Genomic DNA, 17672 nt, shown 5'->3' with positions numbered 1-17672 from the left:
GGGGGAGATTGAGGACATGCAGGGCTAGCCCGCCAGGGCCTGTTCCGCGCGGCGCGGAGCCGGCGGTGCGTGGCGGTGCGCCGGGTCGCGCACCTCGCCCACCAGCATTTCCAGTACGTCCTCCATCGCCACCAGACCCAGCACCTTCCCCGAAGCGTCCGCGACCTGCGCCAAGTGCGTCGCCGCACGCCGCATCACGGTCAGGGCGTCGTCCAGGGGCAGTTCGGCCCGCAGCGTCGCCATCGGACGCCAGACCTGCTGGGGGACGGCACGCTCCCGCTCCTCCAGGTCCAGCACGTCCTTGACGTGCAGATAGCCCATGAAGGCGCCGCTGTCCGCGCACACGGGGAAACGCGAGTACCCCGTCCGTACGGTCAGCTCCTCGAGCTGCCGGGGCGTCACGGACGGGTCGACCGTGATCAGGTCGGCGCGGGCGATCAGGACGTCGGTGACCGGGACGCTGCCCAGTTCCAGTGCGTCCTCGAGCCGCTCCTGTGCCTCGGAGTCCAGCAGACCGGCCTGGCCCGAGTCCTCCACCAGCCGGTTGAGCTGCTCGCTGGTGAAGACCGCCTCGACCTCGTCCTTGGGCTCGACGCGGAAGAGCTTCAGGATGACCCGGGCGCAGGCGCCCAGTGCGACCGTCACCGGACGGCAGACGCGGGCGAAGCCCACGAGGCCGGGGCTGAGCCAGAGCGCCGTCTTCTCCGGGGCGGCCATGGCGAGGTTCTTGGGGACCATCTCGCCGATGACCAGGTGCAGGGAGACGACCACCGCGAGGGCGATGACGTAACCGAGCGGGTGGACGAGGCCGTCGGGCAGATGTGCCGCCACGAAGACCGGTTCCAGGAGGTGTGCCACGGTCGGCTCGGCGACCGCGCCCAGCGTCAGCGAGCACATCGTGATGCCGAACTGGGCGGCCGCCATCATCTGCGGCAGGTTCTCCAGGCCGTGCAGCACCTGCCTGGCCCGCGCCGACCCTTCGGCGGCGAGGGGCTCGACCTGGCTCCGGCGTACGGAGACGAGGGCGAACTCGGCGCCGACGAAGAAGCCGTTGGCCAGGACCAGCAGGACGGCGAAGAGGAGTTGGACAGCGCTCATCGCACGGCCTCCGTGAGCGTCGGGACGTCGGCGGTACGCACCAGGCGGACCCGTTCGGCCCGGTAGCGGTCGACCTGGCGGACCACGAGCTTCCAGCCGGGGAGTTCGGCCCGGTCGCCGGGGGCGGGGATGCGCCCCAGGAGGTCCGCGACGAGGCCGGCGACGGTCTCGTACGGGCCCTCGGGCACTTCGAGCCCTATCCGGCGCAGGGTCAGGACCCGGCAGCTGCCGTCGGCATCCCAGGCGGGGAAGCCGTCCTCCGCGGGGGCGACCGGGGCCAGTTCGGGCCGCTCGGCGCCCTCGTCGTCGTGCTCGTCGCGTACCTCTCCGACGAGCTCCTCGACGATGTCCTCCAGGGTGACGACCCCTGCGGTGCCGCCGTACTCGTCGACCACGACGGCGATCGGCTGCTCGCTGCGCAGCCGCTCCAGGAGCTGCTGCACGGGAAGCGTCTCGGGCACCAGGAGCGGGGCCACGGCGATCAGCCCGGCCCTGGTCCGCCGGCGGTCATGCGGCGGTACGGCGAGGGCGTCCTTGAGATGGACCATGCCGACGACCTCGTCGATGCGGTCCCGGTAGACCGGGAAGCGGGAGAGACCGGTGGCACGGGTGAGGTTGAGGACATCGGCGGCCGTCGCCGACGACTGCAGGGCGCTGACCTTCACGCGCGGTGTCATGACGTGCTGCGCGGTGAGTCCGGCCAGCGACAGGGTCCGTACGAAGAGATCGGCGGTGTCCTGTTCCAGGGTGCCCGCCTGCGCCGAGTGGCGGGCCAGGGAGACGAGTTCACCGGGGGTGCGGGCCGAGGCCAGACCGTCAGCGGGCTCGACGCCCAGCGCCCTCACGAGCCGGTTGGCGACGGTGTTCAGCGCCGCGATCACCGGCCGGAAGGCGGACGAGAAGACATGCTGCGGACCGGCGACGAATCGGGCGACCTGGAGCGGCTTGGAGACCGCCCAGTTCTTCGGTACGAGCTCGCCGACCACCATCTGCACGGCGGAGGCGAGCAGCATCCCGAGCACCACGCTGACACCGGGGACGGCCCCTTCGGGCACTCCGGTGGCGGTGACGGGGCCGGTGAGCAGCTCGGCGAGCGCCGGCTCGGCGAGCATCCCGACCACCAGGGAGGTGATGGTGATGCCGAGCTGGGTGCCGGAGAGCTGGAAGGAGAGTTCCCGCAGGGCCTTCACGACCGTACGGGCCCGCCGGTCGCCGTCGGCGGCGGCGCGTTCGGCGTCGGGCCGGTCGACGGTGACGAGGCCGAATTCGGCCGCGACGAAGAATCCGTTGGCGAGGATCAGGAGAAAGGCTGCTCCGAGGAGCAGTAGGGGGATGGTCATGCCGCCGCCTCCGGGGAGGGGGCGGCGCAGGTACTACCGGACGATCCGTCCATTGCTGGAGGGATTCACTCCTCATGTCGCAGGGCTACCCCGCGGACCACGGGGGTCACTCTGGTGCGGGGCGGGACGCACTGGGCGCCGCCGGTAACCAGAGTAATCAAGAACTGGCGGGGTCGGGCAGGGGCTCAGGCGTTCTCGGCGTGCGTGCCGTGAGTTTCCGCCAGCGCGCGCAGCGCACGGGCGTCCCTGATGGCCTGGGCCTTGCCGATGCCGGGCTGGATACCGAGGGCGGGGAGGCTGGTGCCGTCGCTCAGGTCGAGGAAGACCCAGGCGTCGCCGGGGCGCAGATTGACCCGGAGGATCTGCGCCCAGGCGAGCGTCCGCCGGGAAGTGAGGTTCACGACAGTGACGCCGGACTCGTCCGCGACGACCTTGGGACGGCTGAGCAGTGCGAGCACACCGAAGAAGATCAGCGCGGTGAAGATGAAGCTGACCCTGGACCCCGGGGACAGGGTCTCCAGCATCAGGGAGATCACCGTGATGACGGCGAACATGACCGCGCCCACGGTCAGCAGCACGACCCTGGTGCGGGTCGGCCTGAAAGTGACCGGCAGGGCGGGGAGTTCAGCGGCAGGCATGGCTCGGCGGTCCTTGGTCCTTCAGAGGCGGCAGGCGTGGATGGCGGTGGTGAGGATGGCGCGCGCGCCGAGGTCGTAGAGATCGTCCATGATCCGCTGCGCCTCCTTGGCGGCGACCATCGAGCGGACGGCGACCCAGCCCTCGTGGTGCAGGGGGGAGATCGTGGGCGACTCCAGTCCGGGCGTGAGGGCCACGGCCTTCTCCAGGTGCTCGACCCGGCAGTCGTAGTCCATCATCACGTACGACCGTGCCACCAGGACTCCCTGGAGGCGGCGCAGGAACTGCTGGACCTTGGGGTCGTCCGCGTCGGCGCCGGTGCGGCGGATGACAGCCGCCTCGGACTTCATGATCGGGTCGCCGAAGACCTCGAGACCGGCATTGCGCAGTGAGGTGCCGGTCTCGACGACGTCGGCGATGACCTGGGCGACACCCAGCTCGATCGCCGTCTCGACGGCTCCGTCGAGGTGCACGATCGCGGCGTCGACGCCCTGCTCGGCGAGGTGCTTGGCGACGATGCCCTCGTACGAGGTGGCGATCGTCTTGCCCGCCAGGTCGGCGACGGCGGAGACCGTGCCGGGCTTGGCGGCGAAACGGAAGGTCGAGCGGGCGAAGCCGAGCGGCAGGATGACCTCGGCGCCGACGCCGGAATCGATCAGGAGGTCCTCGCCGGTGATGCCGATGTCGAGCTTGCCCGAGGACACATAGATCGCGATGTCCTTGGGGCGCAGGTAGAAGAATTCGACCTGGTTCCCGGGGTCGACGAGAACGAGCTCCTTGGACTCCTTGCGCTGCTGGTAGCCGGCCTCATGGAGCATCGCCATCGCAGGTCCTGAGAGGGAGCCCTTGTTGGGAATGGCGATGCGCAGCATGGGGTCAACTTCCTTGTGTGCGGAGGGAGTTCAGAGCGTTCTGAGAGTGTGCTCAGAGGTGGGCGTAGACGTCGTCGAGCGAGATCCCGCAGGCGACCATCATCACCTGGACGTGGTACAGCAGCTGCGAGATCTCCTCGGCGGCGGCTTCCTTGCCCTCGTACTCGGCGGCCATCCAGACCTCGGCGGCCTCTTCGACGACCTTCTTGCCGATGGCATGGACACCCTTGTCCACCAGCTCCGCGGTGCGGGAGGTGGCCGGGTCGCCGTTCTTGGCCTTGAGCTGGAGCTCGGTGAAGAGCTCTTCAAAGCTCTTGGGGGGTTTGTTCGCCATGATGGTCCTAAGAGTACGGGGTGCCGGGCTGCCACTCAGCGCCAGGGTTCGCTGACCGTGCGCAGTGTGGTGGCGGTGGCGACGGCGGCGGTGACCGCTTCGTGGCCCTTGTCCTCGTTCGAGCCCGGCAGGCCGGCGCGGTCGAGGGCCTGCTCCTCGTTGTCGCAGGTGAGTACGCCGAAGCCGACCGGGACGCCGGTCTCCACGGTGACCTGGGTGAGGCCGAGGGTGACGCCCTGGGACACGTACTCGAAGTGCGGGGTGCCGCCCCGGATGATGACGCCGAGCGCGACGATCGCGTCGTAGCCGCGGCCCGCCAGGACCTTGGCGACGACGGGCAGTTCGAAGCTGCCAGGGACGCGCAGGAGCGTCGGCTCGTCGATGCCCAGCTCGCTCAGTGCGCGCAGGGCGCCGTCGACGAGGCCGTCCATGATCTTTTCGTGCCACTGGGCCGCGATGACGGCCACGCGCAGGTCGCCGCAGTTCTTCACGGTGAGTTCGGGTGCGCCCTTGCCACTCATGTCTCTGTCTCTCCCTGTGCTTTCCGGCTTGCTGGCTTGCTTGCTTGCTTGCTGGTTTTCGGGTGCTTACTGGTTGCCGCAGGCGGACGTCTTGTCCAGCCACGGCAGGTCGTGTCCCATCCGGTCCCGCTTCGTCTGCAGGTACCGGAGATTGTGCTCGCCCGCCTTGACGGGCATCGGCTCCCGGCTGTTGACCTTGAGGCCGTGGCGCAGGAGTGCGTCGGTCTTGTCGGGGTTGTTGGTCATCAGCCGCAGGCTGCGTACGCCGAGGTCTTCGAGGATCTGCGCGCCCGCCCCGTAGTCGCGGGCGTCGGCGGGCAGGCCGAGTTCGAGGTTGGCGTCCAGGGTGTCGCGGCCGCGCTCCTGGAGTTCGTAGGCGCGCAGCTTGGACAGCAGTCCGATGCCCCGGCCCTCGTGACCGCGGAGATAGACCACCACGCCGCGGCCCTCCTCGGTGATGCGCGCCATGGATGCCTCCAGCTGGGGGCCGCAGTCGCAGCGCTGGGACTTGAAGATGTCGCCGGTCAGGCACTCCGAGTGGACCCGTACCAGGACGTCCTCGCCGTCGCCGATCTCACCGTGGACGAGGGCGACGTGCTCGACGCCGTCGACCGTGGAGCGGTAGCCGTACGCCGTGAAGTCGCCGAAGGCGGTGGGGAGGCGGACCGTGGCCTCGCGGCGCACGGTCGGCTCGGCGGAGGTGCGGTAGGCGATCAGGTCCTCGATGGAGATGATCGTCAGTCCGTGCTTGCGGGCGAACGGGACGAGCTCGGGCAGACGCAGCATCACGCCGTCCTCGCCCGCGATCTCGACGATCGCACCGGCAGGACGCAGACCGGCGAGGCGTGCCAGGTCGACGGCGGCCTCGGTGTGTCCGTTGCGTACGAGCACACCGCCCGGCTTGGCGCGCAGCGGGAAGACATGGCCGGGGCGTACGAAGTCGCCCGCCTGAGCCGTGCCGCCCGCCAGGAGCCGGAGGGTGGTGGCACGGTCGGCCGCCGAGATGCCGGTGGTCACGCCGTGTGCGCCGCTCGCGTCGACGGAGACCGTGAAGGCGGTACGCATCGACTCGGTGTTGTGCGCGACCATCTGCGGCAGGTCGAGCCGCTCCAGTTCCTCGCCCTCCATGGGGGCGCAGATCAGGCCGCGGCACTCGCTCATCATGAAGGCGATGATCTCGGGCGTCGCCTTCTCGGCGGCGATGACGAGGTCGCCCTCGTTCTCGCGGTCCTCGTCGTCGACGACCACGACGGGCCGGCCTGCCGCGATGTCACGGATGGCCTGCTCGACCGGGTCGAGGGAGAGGTCCTCGGCGTTGTCGGTGGAGTACCAGGTGGGTTGGGCAGTCATGCTGCTGCTCCTTCCAGGACGGGCTCGCTGCTCGTACTCGTACGGGAGCGGAGCCACCAGTCGCGCATGCCCCACAGGACGAGCGCGCCGTAGACGACGTAGATGAGGCCGGAGAAGGCGAGGCCGCTGTGGAAGTTGAGGGGTACGCCGACCAGGTCGACGAGCAGCCAGGCGAACCAGAACTCGACCAGGCCGCGGGCCTGGGCGACCATCGCGACGACCGTGCCGACGAAGATGTACGCGTCCGCCCACGGACTCCAGGAGAGCGAGGGGAAGGCGGTGAACAGGCTGCCGACGGCGAGCGTTCCGACGGCCGCGCCGAGCACGAGCAGGCCGCGCTCGCGCCAGCCGGCGAACCGTACGGCCACGGAGCCGTCCTGCGCCTGCTGCTTGCCGCCGCTCCAGCGCTGCCAGCCCCAGACGGCCACGGCGATGACGACGATCTGCTTGCCGACGCCGCCCGCCTGGTGCACCGAGAGGTTGGCGGCGACGAGGATCAGACCGGACAGGAACTGGGCGGGCCAGGTCCATATGGAACGCCGCCAGCCGAGCGCGAGCGCTATCAGGCCGATGGTGTTGCCGATCATGTCCGACCAGATGATGTGCTGGTCGAGGACGGTGAAGGCTTCGGTATTGAGCCAGCTGACGGCGCTCACTGTGCATTCCCCCTGATGCTGCTGTCCGCGCCGAGCAGTCGCTCGACGTACTTGGCGAGTACGTCCACCTCGAGGTTGACGGGGTCGCCGGCCTGCTTGATGCCGAGCGTGGTCAGCGCGAGGGTGGTCGGGATGAGGCTGATGGTGAAGTAGTCGGCGCCCGCGTCGACGACGGTCAGGCTCACGCCGTCGACCGTGATCGAGCCCTTCTCCACGACATAGCGGGAGAGGTCCGCGGGGAGCGAGATCTTGACGATCTCCCAGTTGTCGGAGGGCTTGCGCTCGACGATCGTGCCGGTGCCGTCGACATGGCCCTGGACGAGGTGTCCGCCGAGGCGGCCGCCGAGCGCCATCGGGCGCTCCAGGTTGACGCGGGAGCCGACCGTCAGGGCCCCGAGGCTGGAGCGCAGAAGCGTCTCGGCCATCACGTCGGCCGTGAACCGGCCGTCCCCGAAGTCGACGACGGTGAGACAGACACCGTTGACGGCGATCGAGTCGCCGTGCTTGGCGTCCTCGGTGACGACAGGGCCGCGCAGGCTGAAGCGGGACGCGTCGCCGAGGTTCTCGACGGCGGTGACCTCACCCAGTTCTTCGACGATTCCGGTGAACACGGCGCTCAGCGCTCCTTCTGGAAGTTCGGTGTGGCAGTGATACGAAAGTCGGCTCCGATGCGGACGGTCTCGGTGACGTCGAGACGCAACGCTTCGGTGATGGTGGTGATTCCGGCGCCGGTGAGGGCGGCGGGTCCCTCGCCCAGGAGTACGGGCGCGAGGTAGGCGACGACCCGGTCGACGGCGCCGGCGGCGACGAAGGCTCCGGCGAGGGTCGGGCCGCCTTCGAGGAGTACGTGGCGCACACCGCGCTCCTGGAGGGCGGCGAGCAGGGCGGGGATGTCGAGTCCGGCGGCGCTGCGCGGGAGGCGTACCACCTCGGCATCGGCGAGTTCCGTCTGTGCGTCCTCGGCGACCGCGATCAGGGTGGGCGCGGCTTCGTCGAGAACGCGGGCGCCGGGCTTGACGGCGGTGGCGTGGGTGTCGACGACGACGCGCAGGGGCTGGGTGGCGCCCTCGATGCCGCGTACGGCGAGGTGCGGGTCGTCCGCGCGGGCCGTGCCGGATCCGACGACGACCGCGTCCGCCTCGGCGCGCAGCCGGTGGACGTCGGCGCGGGACTCGGCGGAGCTGATCCAGCGGCTGGTCCCGTCGGCGGCGGCGATGCGCCCGTCGAGGGTGGCGGCGTACTTCCAGGTGACGTACGGACGGCCGAGGCGCACCGAGGTGAGCCAGACGGTGTTGCCCTCGGCGGCCTCCGCCGTGAGGATCCCTGTCTCGGCCTTGATGCCGGCCGCGCGCAAGGTGTCGGCGCCGCCGGTGGCCTGCGGATTCGGGTCGCCGACCGCGTAGACGACGCGGGAGATGCCGGCGTCGATGAGCGCCTGGGAGCAGGGACCCGTACGGCCGGTGTGGTTGCAGGGCTCCAGGGTGACGTACGCGGTCGCGCCGCGCGCCCTGTCGCCTGCGGCGGCCAGTGCGTGGACCTCGGCGTGCGGGCCGCCGGCGCGCTGGTGGTAGCCCTCGCCGACGATCTCGCCCGAGGCGTCGGTGATGACGCACCCGACGACCGGGTTGGGGCTGGTGGAGCCGAGTCCGCGCGCGGCGAGCTCAATAGCCCGCCACATGGCGTCCACGTCGGCTGCGGTGGCCACCGGGTCCTCCTGCCTCATAGGGCACGGACTCCGGGGCCTGTCGATGACGACAGAGAGCGGGATCGCACAAGGGGACGCCGAGGACGAAGATACGGATCGCCCGGGGATCACAAGGATCCGGACGGTCACGCATCAACACCGGCGTACCGGAATACGGCCCGCCGCGCACTGCCTCCCATCCGGACTTTCACCGTCGGTCCAGGAATTTCACCTGGTCAACCGGCCACTGGATGCGGACGGGTCGCGGACTATAACCGCCGGTTCGGAATTACACCGACCCCGGAGTGCGCTGCTGCTGGTACACGGCCAGTGTGCCACGTCTGATCGGAGGCCATACGGGGGCCCGGTTGTGGTCTGACTCACAGCGGGTTCGAGGTTCATCCGCCGAAGAGGTCGTTCTGGGCCGCGTCGCGTGCGGTGAGCAGGGCGCCGCTGAGCACCGCGCCGCCGCCGAGGGCTCCTGCGCGTACCCGGGTACGGAGCGGGGTGAGCCCGGCGACGTGCTTCTCGACCCGGGCGGCCAGTCCTTCGCCGCCCGCGTGGCCGGTCTCGCCGCCGAGCACCACGAATCCGGGGTCGAGCACGGCGGCGACGGATGCGACACCGAGGGCGATACGGGCGGCGAGCGCCTCCAGGAACGCCCCACCGCGCTCCCCGGCGGCCGGGGCATCGCGTACGGCCTCCTCCGCGGGGGCCTCGATGCCGTGTTCCGCGGCGAGCCGCGTGAGGGCGGCGCGGCTGACCAGGGCGTCGAAGCCCTCCTCGCAGCCGGTGGCCGAGGGCAGTCCGCCGGTTCCCGGCACCGGCAGGAAGCCGATCTCGCCCGCACCGCCGGACGCGCCGCGACGCAGTTTCCCGTCCAGGACGACCGCGGCGCCGACGCCCTGGCCCAGCCACAGGAAGGCGAAGGTGTCGTGGCCGCGGGCGGCTCCGAGACGCTGTTCGGCGACGGCGGCGAGGTTGGTCTCGTTCTCGACGAGGACCGTGGCCGTCAGGCGTTCGTTGAGTGCGCCGACCAGCCTGCCGTGCCATGCGGGCAGGCCGGTGGTGCCCCGGAGTTCGCCGGTGGCCGGGTCGATCAGGCCGGGGGCGCCGATGCCGACGCTGTGCAGCCTGGCTGCTCCCGCCTCGCGGGCGGTGCGCTCCAGCAGGGCCGCCGCCCGCTCGACGGCGGGTTCGGTCCCGGTGTCGCGGCCGATGGGCAGGGAGGCCTCGGCGAGGGTGGTGCCGAGGAGGTCGGCCACGACGACGGCGACACTCCGGGTGCGTACGTCGAGAGCGGCGAGATGGGCCAGCGAGGCGACGATCCCGTACAGACGCGCGTTCGGTCCACGCCGCTCGGCACCGGTCTCGCCGACGACCTCGATCAGCCCGGATCCCTGCAGCCGTTCCACCAGATCGGCGACGGTCGGCCGGGAGAGACCGGTCAGCGTCTTCAACTGCCCCGCCGTCAGGGGACCTCGCCGCTGGAGGTGATCCAGGGCGAGCCGGTCATTGATGACCCGGGCGGTACTCGGCGATGCGGGCATGGCCGGGATCCTTCCAGAACTATTTATCAGGCAGGGTTCCTGATAGTTCTGATAGCTTACGGCGCGGCACGATGGGAAGCGGACGCCCGGGGAGGGCACATGGCGAGTGAAGTGGTCTTCGGCCAGAGGCAGTTGAAGCGGTCCCGGTACGCCGTGGCCGCCGTCTTCTGTGTGCACGGCGCGGTCACCGGGAGTTTCGCCACACGCGTCCCCTGGATCCAGGAGCACGCGGGCATCAGCGCGGGCCAGCTCGGCCTGGCTCTCGCACTCCCCGCGCTCGGCTCCGCGCTGCTGATGCCGGTCTCCGCCGGGATCACCCACCGCCTCGGCGCACGCAACGCCCTGCGCGTACTGATCTCCCTGTGGACGCTCGCCCTCGCGCTGCCCGCCTTCGCCCCGAATCTGCTCACCCTCTGTCTGGCGCTCTTCGTGTACGGGGCAACGGCGGGGATGTCGGACGTCGCGATGAACGCGCTGGGCGTGGAGACCGAGAACCGTCTCGACCGGTCGATCATGTCGAGCCTGCACGGGATGTGGAGCGCGGGCGCCCTGATCGGCTCGGCGGGCGGCACCCTCGCGGCTCACCTCGGCGGCGACGCCCGGCTGCACCACTGCATAGCCGCCGCGGTCCTCACCGTGTTCGGGCTGATCGCCTGCCAGGGCGCACTTGACCTGCGCAGCACACCTGACGACGAGGCCCCGCCGCGCTTCGCCCTGCCGCCCAAGTCCGCCCTGGTCATCGGCGCGATCGGGTTCTGCGCGGTCTTCGCCGAGGGCGCCAGCCTGGACTGGTCCGCGGTCTATCTGCGGGACATCCTGGACACGTCGGCGGGCGCGGCCGCCGCGTCGACCACGGCGTTCACCCTCACCATGGCGGTGGCACGGCTGGCCGGGGACCGGGTGGTGGACCGCTTCGGCGCGGTACGGACCGTGCGCGCCGGCGGGGTGCTCGCGACGCTCGGCGGGGTGCTGGTCGTCGTGGCGCCCAACCCTGTGGTGGCGATGGGCGGGTTCGCCCTGGTCGGTCTCGGCGTCGCGGTCGTCGTACCGCTGGCGTTCGCGGCGGCCGGACGTACCGGCGGAAACCCCAGTCAGGCCATCGCGGGCGTCGCCACCATCACGTACACCTCGGGGCTCATCGCGCCGTCGGCGATCGGCGGGATCGCGAGCGCGACCTCGCTGGTGGTGTCCTTCGGTCTGGTGACGCTGCTGGCCTTCGGCCTGGTGGCGGGGGCCAATGTCCTGCGGAACGCGGGCGCCAGGAACCAGGCTCCGGAGAAGGTCAGTCCTGCGGACGCAGCAGTTCCCGGCCCAAGGACCTGAGGAGGTCGCTCCAGGGGGTGGGGCGCAGGGTCGCCGCGTCCAGGCGGACCAGGACGCGGGTGCCGTGGGCGTACGTCAGGGACCCGTCCGGCGAGCTGAAGCGGAAGCCGTAGGTCAGCCCGGTGTTCCCGAGGCGCTCCAGCCAGAGGTGGACGGCGTACTCGCCGGTCCGGTTGACCGGGACCTCGTAACTGATCCGCAGTTCCTTGACCGCGTTGCAGAAGTCCCCCGCGGCGGCCCAGTCGCCCTCGAAGCGCAGACCGCGCTCCTCCCAGTACGCGGTCCAGGCGCGTTCCACCATGAGCGGGTAGCGGGCGTTGTGCAGCAGACCGAGCGCGTCGAGGTCGTCGAAGTGGACGGAGACGGGGACGAGTGCGCCGTACTGGAGGACGGGCGGGGCTTCGACGGTGGTCACGGGTGGGGCTCCTGAACTGCGAAGACGAGAATCACCTCATCCTAAGCGGCTGCTCAGAAGCCCCACCGGCCAGGCTTCAGCCCGCGATCGAGTCGAGCTGCTCGGCCGCCGGGCGCAGCGCCCACAGGTCGCCGCTGGGCGGGGCCTGCAGTTTCGGTACGGCGGCCTTCGCCTTCATGTCACCCGCGTCGGCGGCGGCGTGCACGATGTCGCTCGCCGCGTATCGGTAGAACTCCAGTTCAGGATGCGGCCAGGGCACCTCGCCCGTCGCGGCGGGCAGCAGATAGTCCACCGCCTTGAACAGGCTCTGGCCCTGCGGCCCCTGATACGCCCAGAGGTCCACGCCGACCTGCTTGCCGATGGCCGCGAGCCGGGTGTACGCGACCAGATCGAAGGTCGAGTAATGCCAGCTGCGGGTGCGGGCGAGCTCCTGGGGCTGGCTGCCGTCGCCGGATATCTGCGGGTCGATCAGCTTGGCGCGGGCGTCGAGGACCTTCGTACGCGCCAGCTCCTTGTTGCCTGTCGCGAGTGCGAGACCGGCGATCTGCATGTCGGCGAAGGTGCCGTGGTTGTTCGCGGCGGCCGACTCCTGCTTGCCGAAGTCGGAGTTGACCAGCCAGTCCAGGAAGCTCTTGTTCCAGCTGCTCATGCCTGCGCGGTCGGCCTTCGTCCAGCCGGGTGCGCCGGAGTCCAGGATGGCCAGGGCATCGAGGACGCTCGTGTACTGCTGCGAGAAGTCGATGATGCCGATGGCCCGGCCGTCGTACTTGCAGGGGATGAACTGCCCGTGGTTCAGATTGGGGTTCATCCGGGTCGCGGGGTCGACGAACCAGGCCCGCAGGGTCTCGGCCGCCTGCTCCGCGTACTTCTTCTTGCCGGTGTAGTACCAGGCGAGGCTGAGCGTGGTCGTGGAGTTGAAGACCTTGCCGATGTCGGGGCGGTCGGTGCCGGTGTCGACCTCCGGGTTGCGTACGCCGTCGCGCTGGACGTACGGGCAGCCCCAGGGGTTGTCGGCCGTCTTCGGCTGGGAGGGCCACCAGTACGGCGCCTGGCTGAGGTAATCGTGGACGTCCCCGCCGGGAGCAGGCTTGGGCTTGTCGGTCACGGTCCACGGACCCTGCCCGAGCCAGGTGTCCGCCTGCGCGGTCAGCGACGTGACCGCCGTGCGCAGGGCCGGGTCGCCGTGCGCGAGGCGGGCGCGGGCCTGCTCGAGGCGGTGGCCGTCGATGACGGGGGTCCGGGGCGCCGATGAACCCCTGTGGTGCGGGGCCGCGACGGCGGAGGATGCGGTCGGTACGAGTACGGCGGCAAAGGCGGCCGCCGCGGCTACCAGGGCTTGCAGACGTCGGCGAGGTCTACCACTCACAGAACGCTCCCATCAGATATGTGAACGCAGTTCATGAACAAGACCGTGCGAGCGTAGGGCCAGCTGCTCCGCCTGACAATGCTCCGCACACGATTCACGGAGATGAGTGGACCTCTTTATTCCGGTTTAACATTGCGCTGATCTTTCACTGCTTGAAGAACAGAACGAACGGGAGTGACCATGGGCCTCGGCGTGCGCTGGACCTTGCACGGCGACGGGAAGAACCCCGCTCCCGGAGCAGTCGTCCGACCCGATGAGCGGCTCTCCTGGCCGCGCACCGCCGGACTCGGCGCCCAGCATGTGGTGGCGATGTTCGGGGCGTCGTTCGTGGCACCCGTGCTGATGGGGCTCGACCCCAACCTCGCGATCATGATGTCCGGCGTCGCGACCATGATCTTCCTGCTCGCCACCCGCGGCAGGGTGCCCAGCTACCTCGGCTGCTCACTCTCCTTCGTGGGCGTGGCCGCGGCGATCCGGGCATCCGGCGGATCCAGCGCGACCGTCACCGGCGCGATCTTCGTCGTCGGCGCGGCCCTCTTCCTCGCGGGCCTCGCCGTCCACCACTTCGGCGCCCGGATCATCCACGCGGCGATGCCGCCGGTGGTGACCGGCGCGGTCGTCATGCTGATCGGCTTCAATCTGGCGCCGGTGACCGCGGCGACGTACTGGCCGCAGGACCAGTGGACGGCCCTGCTGGTGATGCTCTTCACCGGTCTGGCCGTGGTCTGCCTGCGCGGTTTCCTCTCCCGCATCGCGATCTTCCTCGGGCTGATCTTCGGCTACGGCATCTCCTGGTTCTTCGACCGCGTCTTCGGCAAGATCCACTCGATCTCGGGTTCCGGCCAGGTCACCGACCACTGGCGCCTCGACCTCTCGGCCGTCGGCAAGGCCGACTGGATCGGGCTTCCGACCTTCCACGCCCCGAGCTTCGAATGGTCCGCGATCCTGGTCGCCCTCCCCGTCGTCATCGCACTGATCGCCGAGAACGCCGGCCATGTGAAGGCCGTCGGCGAGATGACCGGCGACAACCTGGACGACAAGCTGGGCACCGCGATCGCCGCCGACGGCGTCGCCTCGATGCTCTCCACCGGCGTCGGCGGCCCGCCCAACACCACGTACTCCGAGAACATCGGCGTCATGGCGGCCACCCGCGTCTACTCCACCGCCGCGTACTGGGCCGCCGCCTGCTTCGCACTCCTCTTCGGCCTCTGCCCCAAGTTCGGCTCGATCGTGGCCGCGATCCCGGGCGGCGTCCTCGGCGGGATCACCGTCATCCTGTACGGAATGATCGGCCTGCTCGGCGCCCAGATCTGGATCAACGCCAAGGTGGACATGCGCAACCCGCTCAACCTGGTGCCGGCCGCTGCGGGCATCATCATCGGCGTCGGCGGCGTCTCGCTGAACATCAGCGACAACTTCCAGCTCAGCGGCATCGCGCTCGGCACGATCGTCGTCATCACCGGCTACCACGTACTGCGCGCCTTCGCCCCGCCCCACCTCAAGCAGCAGGAGCCGCTGCTCGACTCGGGCACCTCCTCGTACGAGAAGAGCGGGACGGGCGAGGATCAGCCCCCCGCCAGCTCATAGGCGTACTCCGGTACGAAGGTGCCGGCCGCCCCCTTGCAGCCGTCGGACTCCCCCGGCAGCTTCACCCACAGGTAGGCGTCGATACGGGCCTGCCCGGTGCGGGTCGTCGGCGCCTGCCCGATGGCCCGGCCCGCCGGGTCGCACCACGCGCCACCGGCCGCCGCGCCATTGCCGTTGCGGCTCGTGTCGATGACCGCTCCGAGGCGTGCGGGGCCTCCGAGCGCTGCCAGCACCCTCCGTGCGTAGGCGGCCTCGTCGGCGGTGCTGTTGAAGTTGGAGACATTGGTGAAGATGCCGTCGCCGCTGGCCGCCGCACCCGCGGCACGCAGCTCGGCGGCCTGCTGGGCGGGCGGGTTCCAGTCGGAGTTGCCGCCGTCGAAATAGATCTTCGCCTTCGGGGCGGCAGCATGAACGGCCCGGCCCGCGCGCGCCAGCGAGGCGAAGCGGGCTGTCCGCCGGCCCGCCGTCAGACAGTCGGACTGCGCGATCGCATCGGGTTCGAGGATCACGATCGACGGTCCACCGCCGAGCCCCGCGGCGAATTCCCGCATCCAGCGGTCGTACGCCGCCAGATCCGGGGCGCCGCCCTCCGAGGCGCCGCCGCAGTCCCGCTCGGGGATCGCGTACGGAACGAGTACCGGCACCCGGCCCTGCGCCGCAGCCCTGGAGGTCACCGCGCGGACGCGGGCCCGCACCTGGCCCGGGTCGTACTGCGGGAACCACACCGCGGCCGGCCGGGCTGCGATACGCGACTCGATGAGCGGACGGCGTGGGTCGTCGCGGTGCGAGCCGACCCAGTCGAGCACCTGTGAGTCGAAATGGCGGTAGAGCGGGCCGCTGATCACTGTCGCCGCAGAACTGGCGGGCCGCACGGCGTGCGGCGAAGGGGACGCGGCCTTACGGGACTTCGAGGGACGCGCCGATGAGGGCGCGGGGCTGGGCCGTGCGGGCAGGGGCCGCACTTCCGGGGAGCTGGTCACCTCCGGTCGCGCCGAGTCTCTGCCCCCGCCGCCCGGGACCGCCGCCAGCACACCGGCGACCGTACCCGCGGTCACCACCGCGGTGGCCGCGACGGCCATGACATTGCGCAGCGCCGCGCGGCTCCGCACACGTAACTCAGGCACCTCGAACTCCCCCTTACCCGGACCGCGTTCCCCCGTTCTGGGGAAGCTCGGCCCCGACTGCACACGCGCAGAGCCTAGGGCTGTCAAGGTGCCGCTATGGCGCAGACGGAACATTTCGCAGCTCGCACGGACGTTCTGGCACCGGCCGTCGATGTGGTGGTGGCGCGGATGCGGGCGCTGCGGGCCGACTGGCCGCCGTCCGACGGGGTCGCTGTCTTCAATCAGGTCTATCTGACCGTCACCGAGGAGATCGGCCTGCGCATCGACGACGGCCGCGGCTTCACCGACCCACGCGCCGCCTGCGCGCTCGACGCGCTTTTCGCCGGACGCTACCTCGCGGCCGTCGACGCGGTGGCCGAGGGCGGCCGCCCGCCCGCCTGCTGGCAGCCGCTCTTCCAGTACCGGCGCCATCCCGGCGTACGGCCGCTGCAGTTCGCCCTCGCGGGGATCAACGCCCATATCGGGCACGACCTGGCGCTGGCCGTCGTCGACAGCTGCCAGATGCTGGAGTGCGAACCGGCGGAGCTGGAGGACGAGTTCGAGCGCGTGGGCGACATTCTCGTCTCGCTGGAGGAACGCATCCGCGAGGACCTGATGCCGGGACCCGACTTCCTGGAGATCGCCGACCCCCTCACCCATCTCCTCGGCTCCTGGAGCCTGGACCGGGCGCGGGACGCCGCCTGGTCGGCCGCACGTGTTCTCTGGGGCCTGCGGGAACTCCCGGGGCTGGCCGGGGAGTTCAGGGAGCGGATGGACGCGGGTGTCGGCCTGGTGGGGCGCTGCCTGCTGACTCCGCTGCGCTGACGCCTCCGGCCGAAGAAGATGGGTTGCACACATGACGATCGCACTTGGTCTCGGACTCCCCCAGATGAAGCAGTACTCCATCGGACGGGATGTCCCACTCGTCGCACGCGCCGCCGAGGAGACCGGGTACGCATCCCTGTGGGTATTCGAGCGCATCCTCTTCCCCGAGCCCACGACCCAGGGCCTGTACGGAATTCCGGGCCTCCCCTGGCCCGAGCAGTACCGCTCGGTCGCCGATCCGCTGGTGACCCTGACGCTGGCCGCCGCGGCGAGCGAACGGGCCCGGCTCGGCACGAGCGTCCTGGTGGCCCCGCTGCACCTGCCCTTCCAGCTGGCCAGATCCCTGGCCTCGCTGGACGCGGCGAGCGGCGGCCGGGTGGTGGCGGGCCTCGGCACGGGCTGGTCCCTGGACGAGTACGCGGCGGCGTCCGTGGCGCCCTTCGAGAAGCGCGGTGCGGTCCTCGACGAGCTGCTCGACGTGTGCGCGGCGGTCTGGGGTCCCGACCCGGTCGCGTACGAGGGCGCGCTCACCAGCATCGCCCCGTCCGAGGTCGGGCCCAAGCCGGCCCGCCCGATCCCCGTGTACCTCCCGGCGAACAGCCCGAAGGCGTCCAGGCGCCTGGTCGACCGGGCGGACGGCTGGATGCCGGCGGCGACGGGGCCCGGCGCGCTGACCGCGGGATGGCAGAAGATCCAGGCCCTGGCGGGCGAGAGGGGTCGGGAGCGGCCGGTGGCGGTGACGGTACGGGTCAACGCGGCCTACAGCGCGAAGCCGTACGAGGGCGAGGGCCGACGCCCCTTCCAGGGGAGTGTGGCGCAGATCGTGGAGGACCTGGCGGCGCACGCGGCGACCGGGGTCGCGGACGAGTTCCTGCTGGATCTGCAGGGCGCGATGCGGGATGCGAAGGAGCTGGTGAATGTGGCGGCGGAGGTGTACGAGGCTGCGCGTGCGGCCGGGGTGTAGGAATCGGCCCCCGCCCCGGGGCTCTGCCCCGGACCCCGGTCCTCAATC

18 protein-coding genes and 1 riboswitch are annotated in these 17672 nt (G+C 70.7%); of the genes, 4 read left to right on the top strand and 14 right to left on the bottom strand.

Translation table 11 applies throughout. The features are described 5' to 3' along the window. Positions 1-24: 24 nt before the first annotated feature. The 11 genes from J0695_RS33745 to J0695_RS33695 form a co-directional block, all read right to left on the bottom strand. Positions 25-1098 carry a hemolysin family protein gene (locus J0695_RS33745; RefSeq protein WP_206968575.1) on the bottom strand — a complete coding sequence of 358 codons (1074 nt, stop codon included), beginning with the start codon at positions 1096-1098 and terminating at the stop codon, positions 25-27. Continuing rightward, positions 1095-2438 carry a hemolysin family protein gene (locus J0695_RS33740; RefSeq protein WP_206968574.1) on the bottom strand — a complete coding sequence of 448 codons (1344 nt, stop codon included), beginning with the start codon at positions 2436-2438 and terminating at the stop codon, positions 1095-1097. The genes J0695_RS33745 and J0695_RS33740 overlap by 4 nt, the downstream gene beginning before the upstream one ends. Positions 2439-2623: 185 nt before the next feature. Continuing rightward, positions 2624-3076, bottom strand: a complete 453-nt coding sequence (locus J0695_RS33735) for a PH domain-containing protein (RefSeq protein ID WP_206968573.1) — start codon at positions 3074-3076, stop codon at positions 2624-2626. Between the two features lie 21 nt (positions 3077-3097). After that, positions 3098-3946, bottom strand: coding sequence for an ATP phosphoribosyltransferase (gene hisG, locus J0695_RS33730; RefSeq protein ID WP_206968572.1), 849 nt, complete (start codon positions 3944-3946; stop codon positions 3098-3100). Positions 3947-3998: 52 nt separating this feature from the next. After that, complete coding sequence (locus J0695_RS33725; protein WP_206968571.1) at positions 3999-4280, bottom strand: phosphoribosyl-ATP diphosphatase; 282 nt, start codon at positions 4278-4280, stop codon at positions 3999-4001. A gap of 35 nt (positions 4281-4315) precedes the next feature. Continuing rightward, a complete protein-coding gene (ribH, locus tag J0695_RS33720; protein WP_206968570.1) occupies positions 4316-4801 on the bottom strand; it encodes a 6,7-dimethyl-8-ribityllumazine synthase in 486 nt (161 codons plus the stop codon). A gap of 66 nt (positions 4802-4867) precedes the next feature. Then, on the bottom strand, positions 4868-6151 hold the full coding sequence (locus J0695_RS33715) for a bifunctional 3,4-dihydroxy-2-butanone-4-phosphate synthase/GTP cyclohydrolase II (RefSeq protein ID WP_206968569.1): 1284 nt from the start codon (positions 6149-6151) through the stop codon (positions 4868-4870). Continuing rightward, on the bottom strand, positions 6148-6807 hold the full coding sequence (locus tag J0695_RS33710) for a nicotinamide mononucleotide transporter family protein (RefSeq protein ID WP_206968568.1): 660 nt from the start codon (positions 6805-6807) through the stop codon (positions 6148-6150). Before J0695_RS33710 ends, J0695_RS33715 begins: the two co-directional genes overlap by 4 nt. Further along, positions 6804-7418, bottom strand: coding sequence for a riboflavin synthase (locus J0695_RS33705; protein WP_206968567.1), 615 nt, complete (start codon positions 7416-7418; stop codon positions 6804-6806). The genes J0695_RS33710 and J0695_RS33705 overlap by 4 nt, the downstream gene beginning before the upstream one ends. Before the next feature lie 5 nt (positions 7419-7423). Next, positions 7424-8512, bottom strand: coding sequence for a bifunctional diaminohydroxyphosphoribosylaminopyrimidine deaminase/5-amino-6-(5-phosphoribosylamino)uracil reductase RibD (ribD, locus tag J0695_RS33700; RefSeq protein WP_206968566.1), 1089 nt, complete (start codon positions 8510-8512; stop codon positions 7424-7426). 161 nt (positions 8513-8673) lie between these two features. Beyond that, positions 8674-8804: riboswitch (FMN riboswitch) on the bottom strand. Between the two features lie 85 nt (positions 8805-8889). Then, positions 8890-10041 (bottom strand): ROK family transcriptional regulator, encoded by a 1152-nt coding sequence (locus J0695_RS33695; protein WP_206968565.1) that lies wholly within the window; start codon positions 10039-10041, stop codon positions 8890-8892. A 99-nt stretch (positions 10042-10140) separates the two neighbouring features. On the opposite strand from J0695_RS33695, the gene J0695_RS33690 reads away from it, so the two are divergent. Continuing rightward, positions 10141-11364 carry an MFS transporter gene (locus J0695_RS33690; protein WP_206968564.1) on the top strand — a complete coding sequence of 408 codons (1224 nt, stop codon included), beginning with the start codon at positions 10141-10143 and terminating at the stop codon, positions 11362-11364. Here J0695_RS33690 and J0695_RS33685 read toward each other — a convergent pair. Continuing rightward, entirely contained in the window at positions 11324-11779 is a 456-nt protein-coding gene (locus J0695_RS33685) for an acyl-CoA thioesterase (RefSeq protein WP_206968563.1), read from the bottom strand. The genes J0695_RS33690 and J0695_RS33685 overlap by 41 nt on opposite strands. Before the next feature lie 76 nt (positions 11780-11855). After that, a complete protein-coding gene (locus J0695_RS33680) occupies positions 11856-13145 on the bottom strand; it encodes an alginate lyase family protein (protein ID WP_206968562.1) in 1290 nt (429 codons plus the stop codon). A 180-nt stretch (positions 13146-13325) separates the two neighbouring features. Between J0695_RS33680 and J0695_RS33675 the strand changes: the two genes are divergently transcribed. Beyond that, on the top strand, positions 13326-14732 hold the full coding sequence (locus tag J0695_RS33675; protein WP_206968561.1) for a uracil-xanthine permease family protein: 1407 nt from the start codon (positions 13326-13328) through the stop codon (positions 14730-14732). Here J0695_RS33675 and J0695_RS33670 read toward each other — a convergent pair. After that, positions 14711-15811: a glycoside hydrolase family 6 protein gene (locus J0695_RS33670; RefSeq protein ID WP_206968576.1), complete on the bottom strand. Its 1101-nt coding sequence runs from the start codon at positions 15809-15811 to the stop codon at positions 14711-14713. The two genes, J0695_RS33675 and J0695_RS33670, sit on opposite strands and share 22 nt — an antisense overlap. Before the next feature lie 141 nt (positions 15812-15952). Here J0695_RS33670 and J0695_RS33665 point away from each other — a divergent pair, with 141 nt between their 5' ends. Beyond that, complete coding sequence (locus tag J0695_RS33665; protein WP_206968560.1) at positions 15953-16660, top strand: DUF5995 family protein; 708 nt, start codon at positions 15953-15955, stop codon at positions 16658-16660. Positions 16661-16691: 31 nt separating this feature from the next. Then, positions 16692-17624, top strand: a complete 933-nt coding sequence (locus J0695_RS33660) for an LLM class F420-dependent oxidoreductase (RefSeq protein ID WP_206968559.1) — start codon at positions 16692-16694, stop codon at positions 17622-17624. The last annotated feature ends 48 nt before the right edge of the window (positions 17625-17672 follow it).

Origin of the sequence: Streptomyces beijiangensis, from assembly GCF_017315755.1 — a bacterium.
Taxonomy (GTDB): domain Bacteria; phylum Actinomycetota; class Actinomycetes; order Streptomycetales; family Streptomycetaceae; genus Streptomyces; species Streptomyces beijiangensis.
Note: the sequence above shows the minus strand (reverse complement) of the source record. Positions and strands in the feature narration are given on the sequence as shown.

Bases quoted from the DNA above. Each gene is read 5' to 3' on its own strand.
- J0695_RS33670 (WP_206968576.1), bottom strand. From the start codon at position 15,811: ATGGCCGTCGCGGCCACCGCGGTGGTGACCGCGGGTACGGTCGCCGGT.
- J0695_RS33690 (WP_206968564.1), top strand. From the start codon at position 10,141: ATGGCGAGTGAAGTGGTCTTCGGCCAGAGGCAGTTGAAGCGGTCCCGG.
- J0695_RS33745 (WP_206968575.1), bottom strand. From the start codon at position 1,098: ATGAGCGCTGTCCAACTCCTCTTCGCCGTCCTGCTGGTCCTGGCCAAC.
- J0695_RS33735 (WP_206968573.1), bottom strand. From the start codon at position 3,076: ATGCCTGCCGCTGAACTCCCCGCCCTGCCGGTCACTTTCAGGCCGACC.
- J0695_RS33740 (WP_206968574.1), bottom strand. From the start codon at position 2,438: ATGACCATCCCCCTACTGCTCCTCGGAGCAGCCTTTCTCCTGATCCTC.
- J0695_RS33660 (WP_206968559.1), top strand. From the start codon at position 16,692: ATGACGATCGCACTTGGTCTCGGACTCCCCCAGATGAAGCAGTACTCC.
- J0695_RS33725 (WP_206968571.1), bottom strand. From the start codon at position 4,280: ATGGCGAACAAACCCCCCAAGAGCTTTGAAGAGCTCTTCACCGAGCTC.
- J0695_RS33675 (WP_206968561.1), top strand. From the start codon at position 13,326: ATGGGCCTCGGCGTGCGCTGGACCTTGCACGGCGACGGGAAGAACCCC.
- J0695_RS33665 (WP_206968560.1), top strand. From the start codon at position 15,953: ATGGCGCAGACGGAACATTTCGCAGCTCGCACGGACGTTCTGGCACCG.
- ribH (WP_206968570.1), bottom strand. From the start codon at position 4,801: ATGAGTGGCAAGGGCGCACCCGAACTCACCGTGAAGAACTGCGGCGAC.
- J0695_RS33695 (WP_206968565.1), bottom strand. From the start codon at position 10,041: ATGCCCGCATCGCCGAGTACCGCCCGGGTCATCAATGACCGGCTCGCC.
- hisG (WP_206968572.1), bottom strand. From the start codon at position 3,946: ATGCTGCGCATCGCCATTCCCAACAAGGGCTCCCTCTCAGGACCTGCG.
- J0695_RS33715 (WP_206968569.1), bottom strand. From the start codon at position 6,151: ATGACTGCCCAACCCACCTGGTACTCCACCGACAACGCCGAGGACCTC.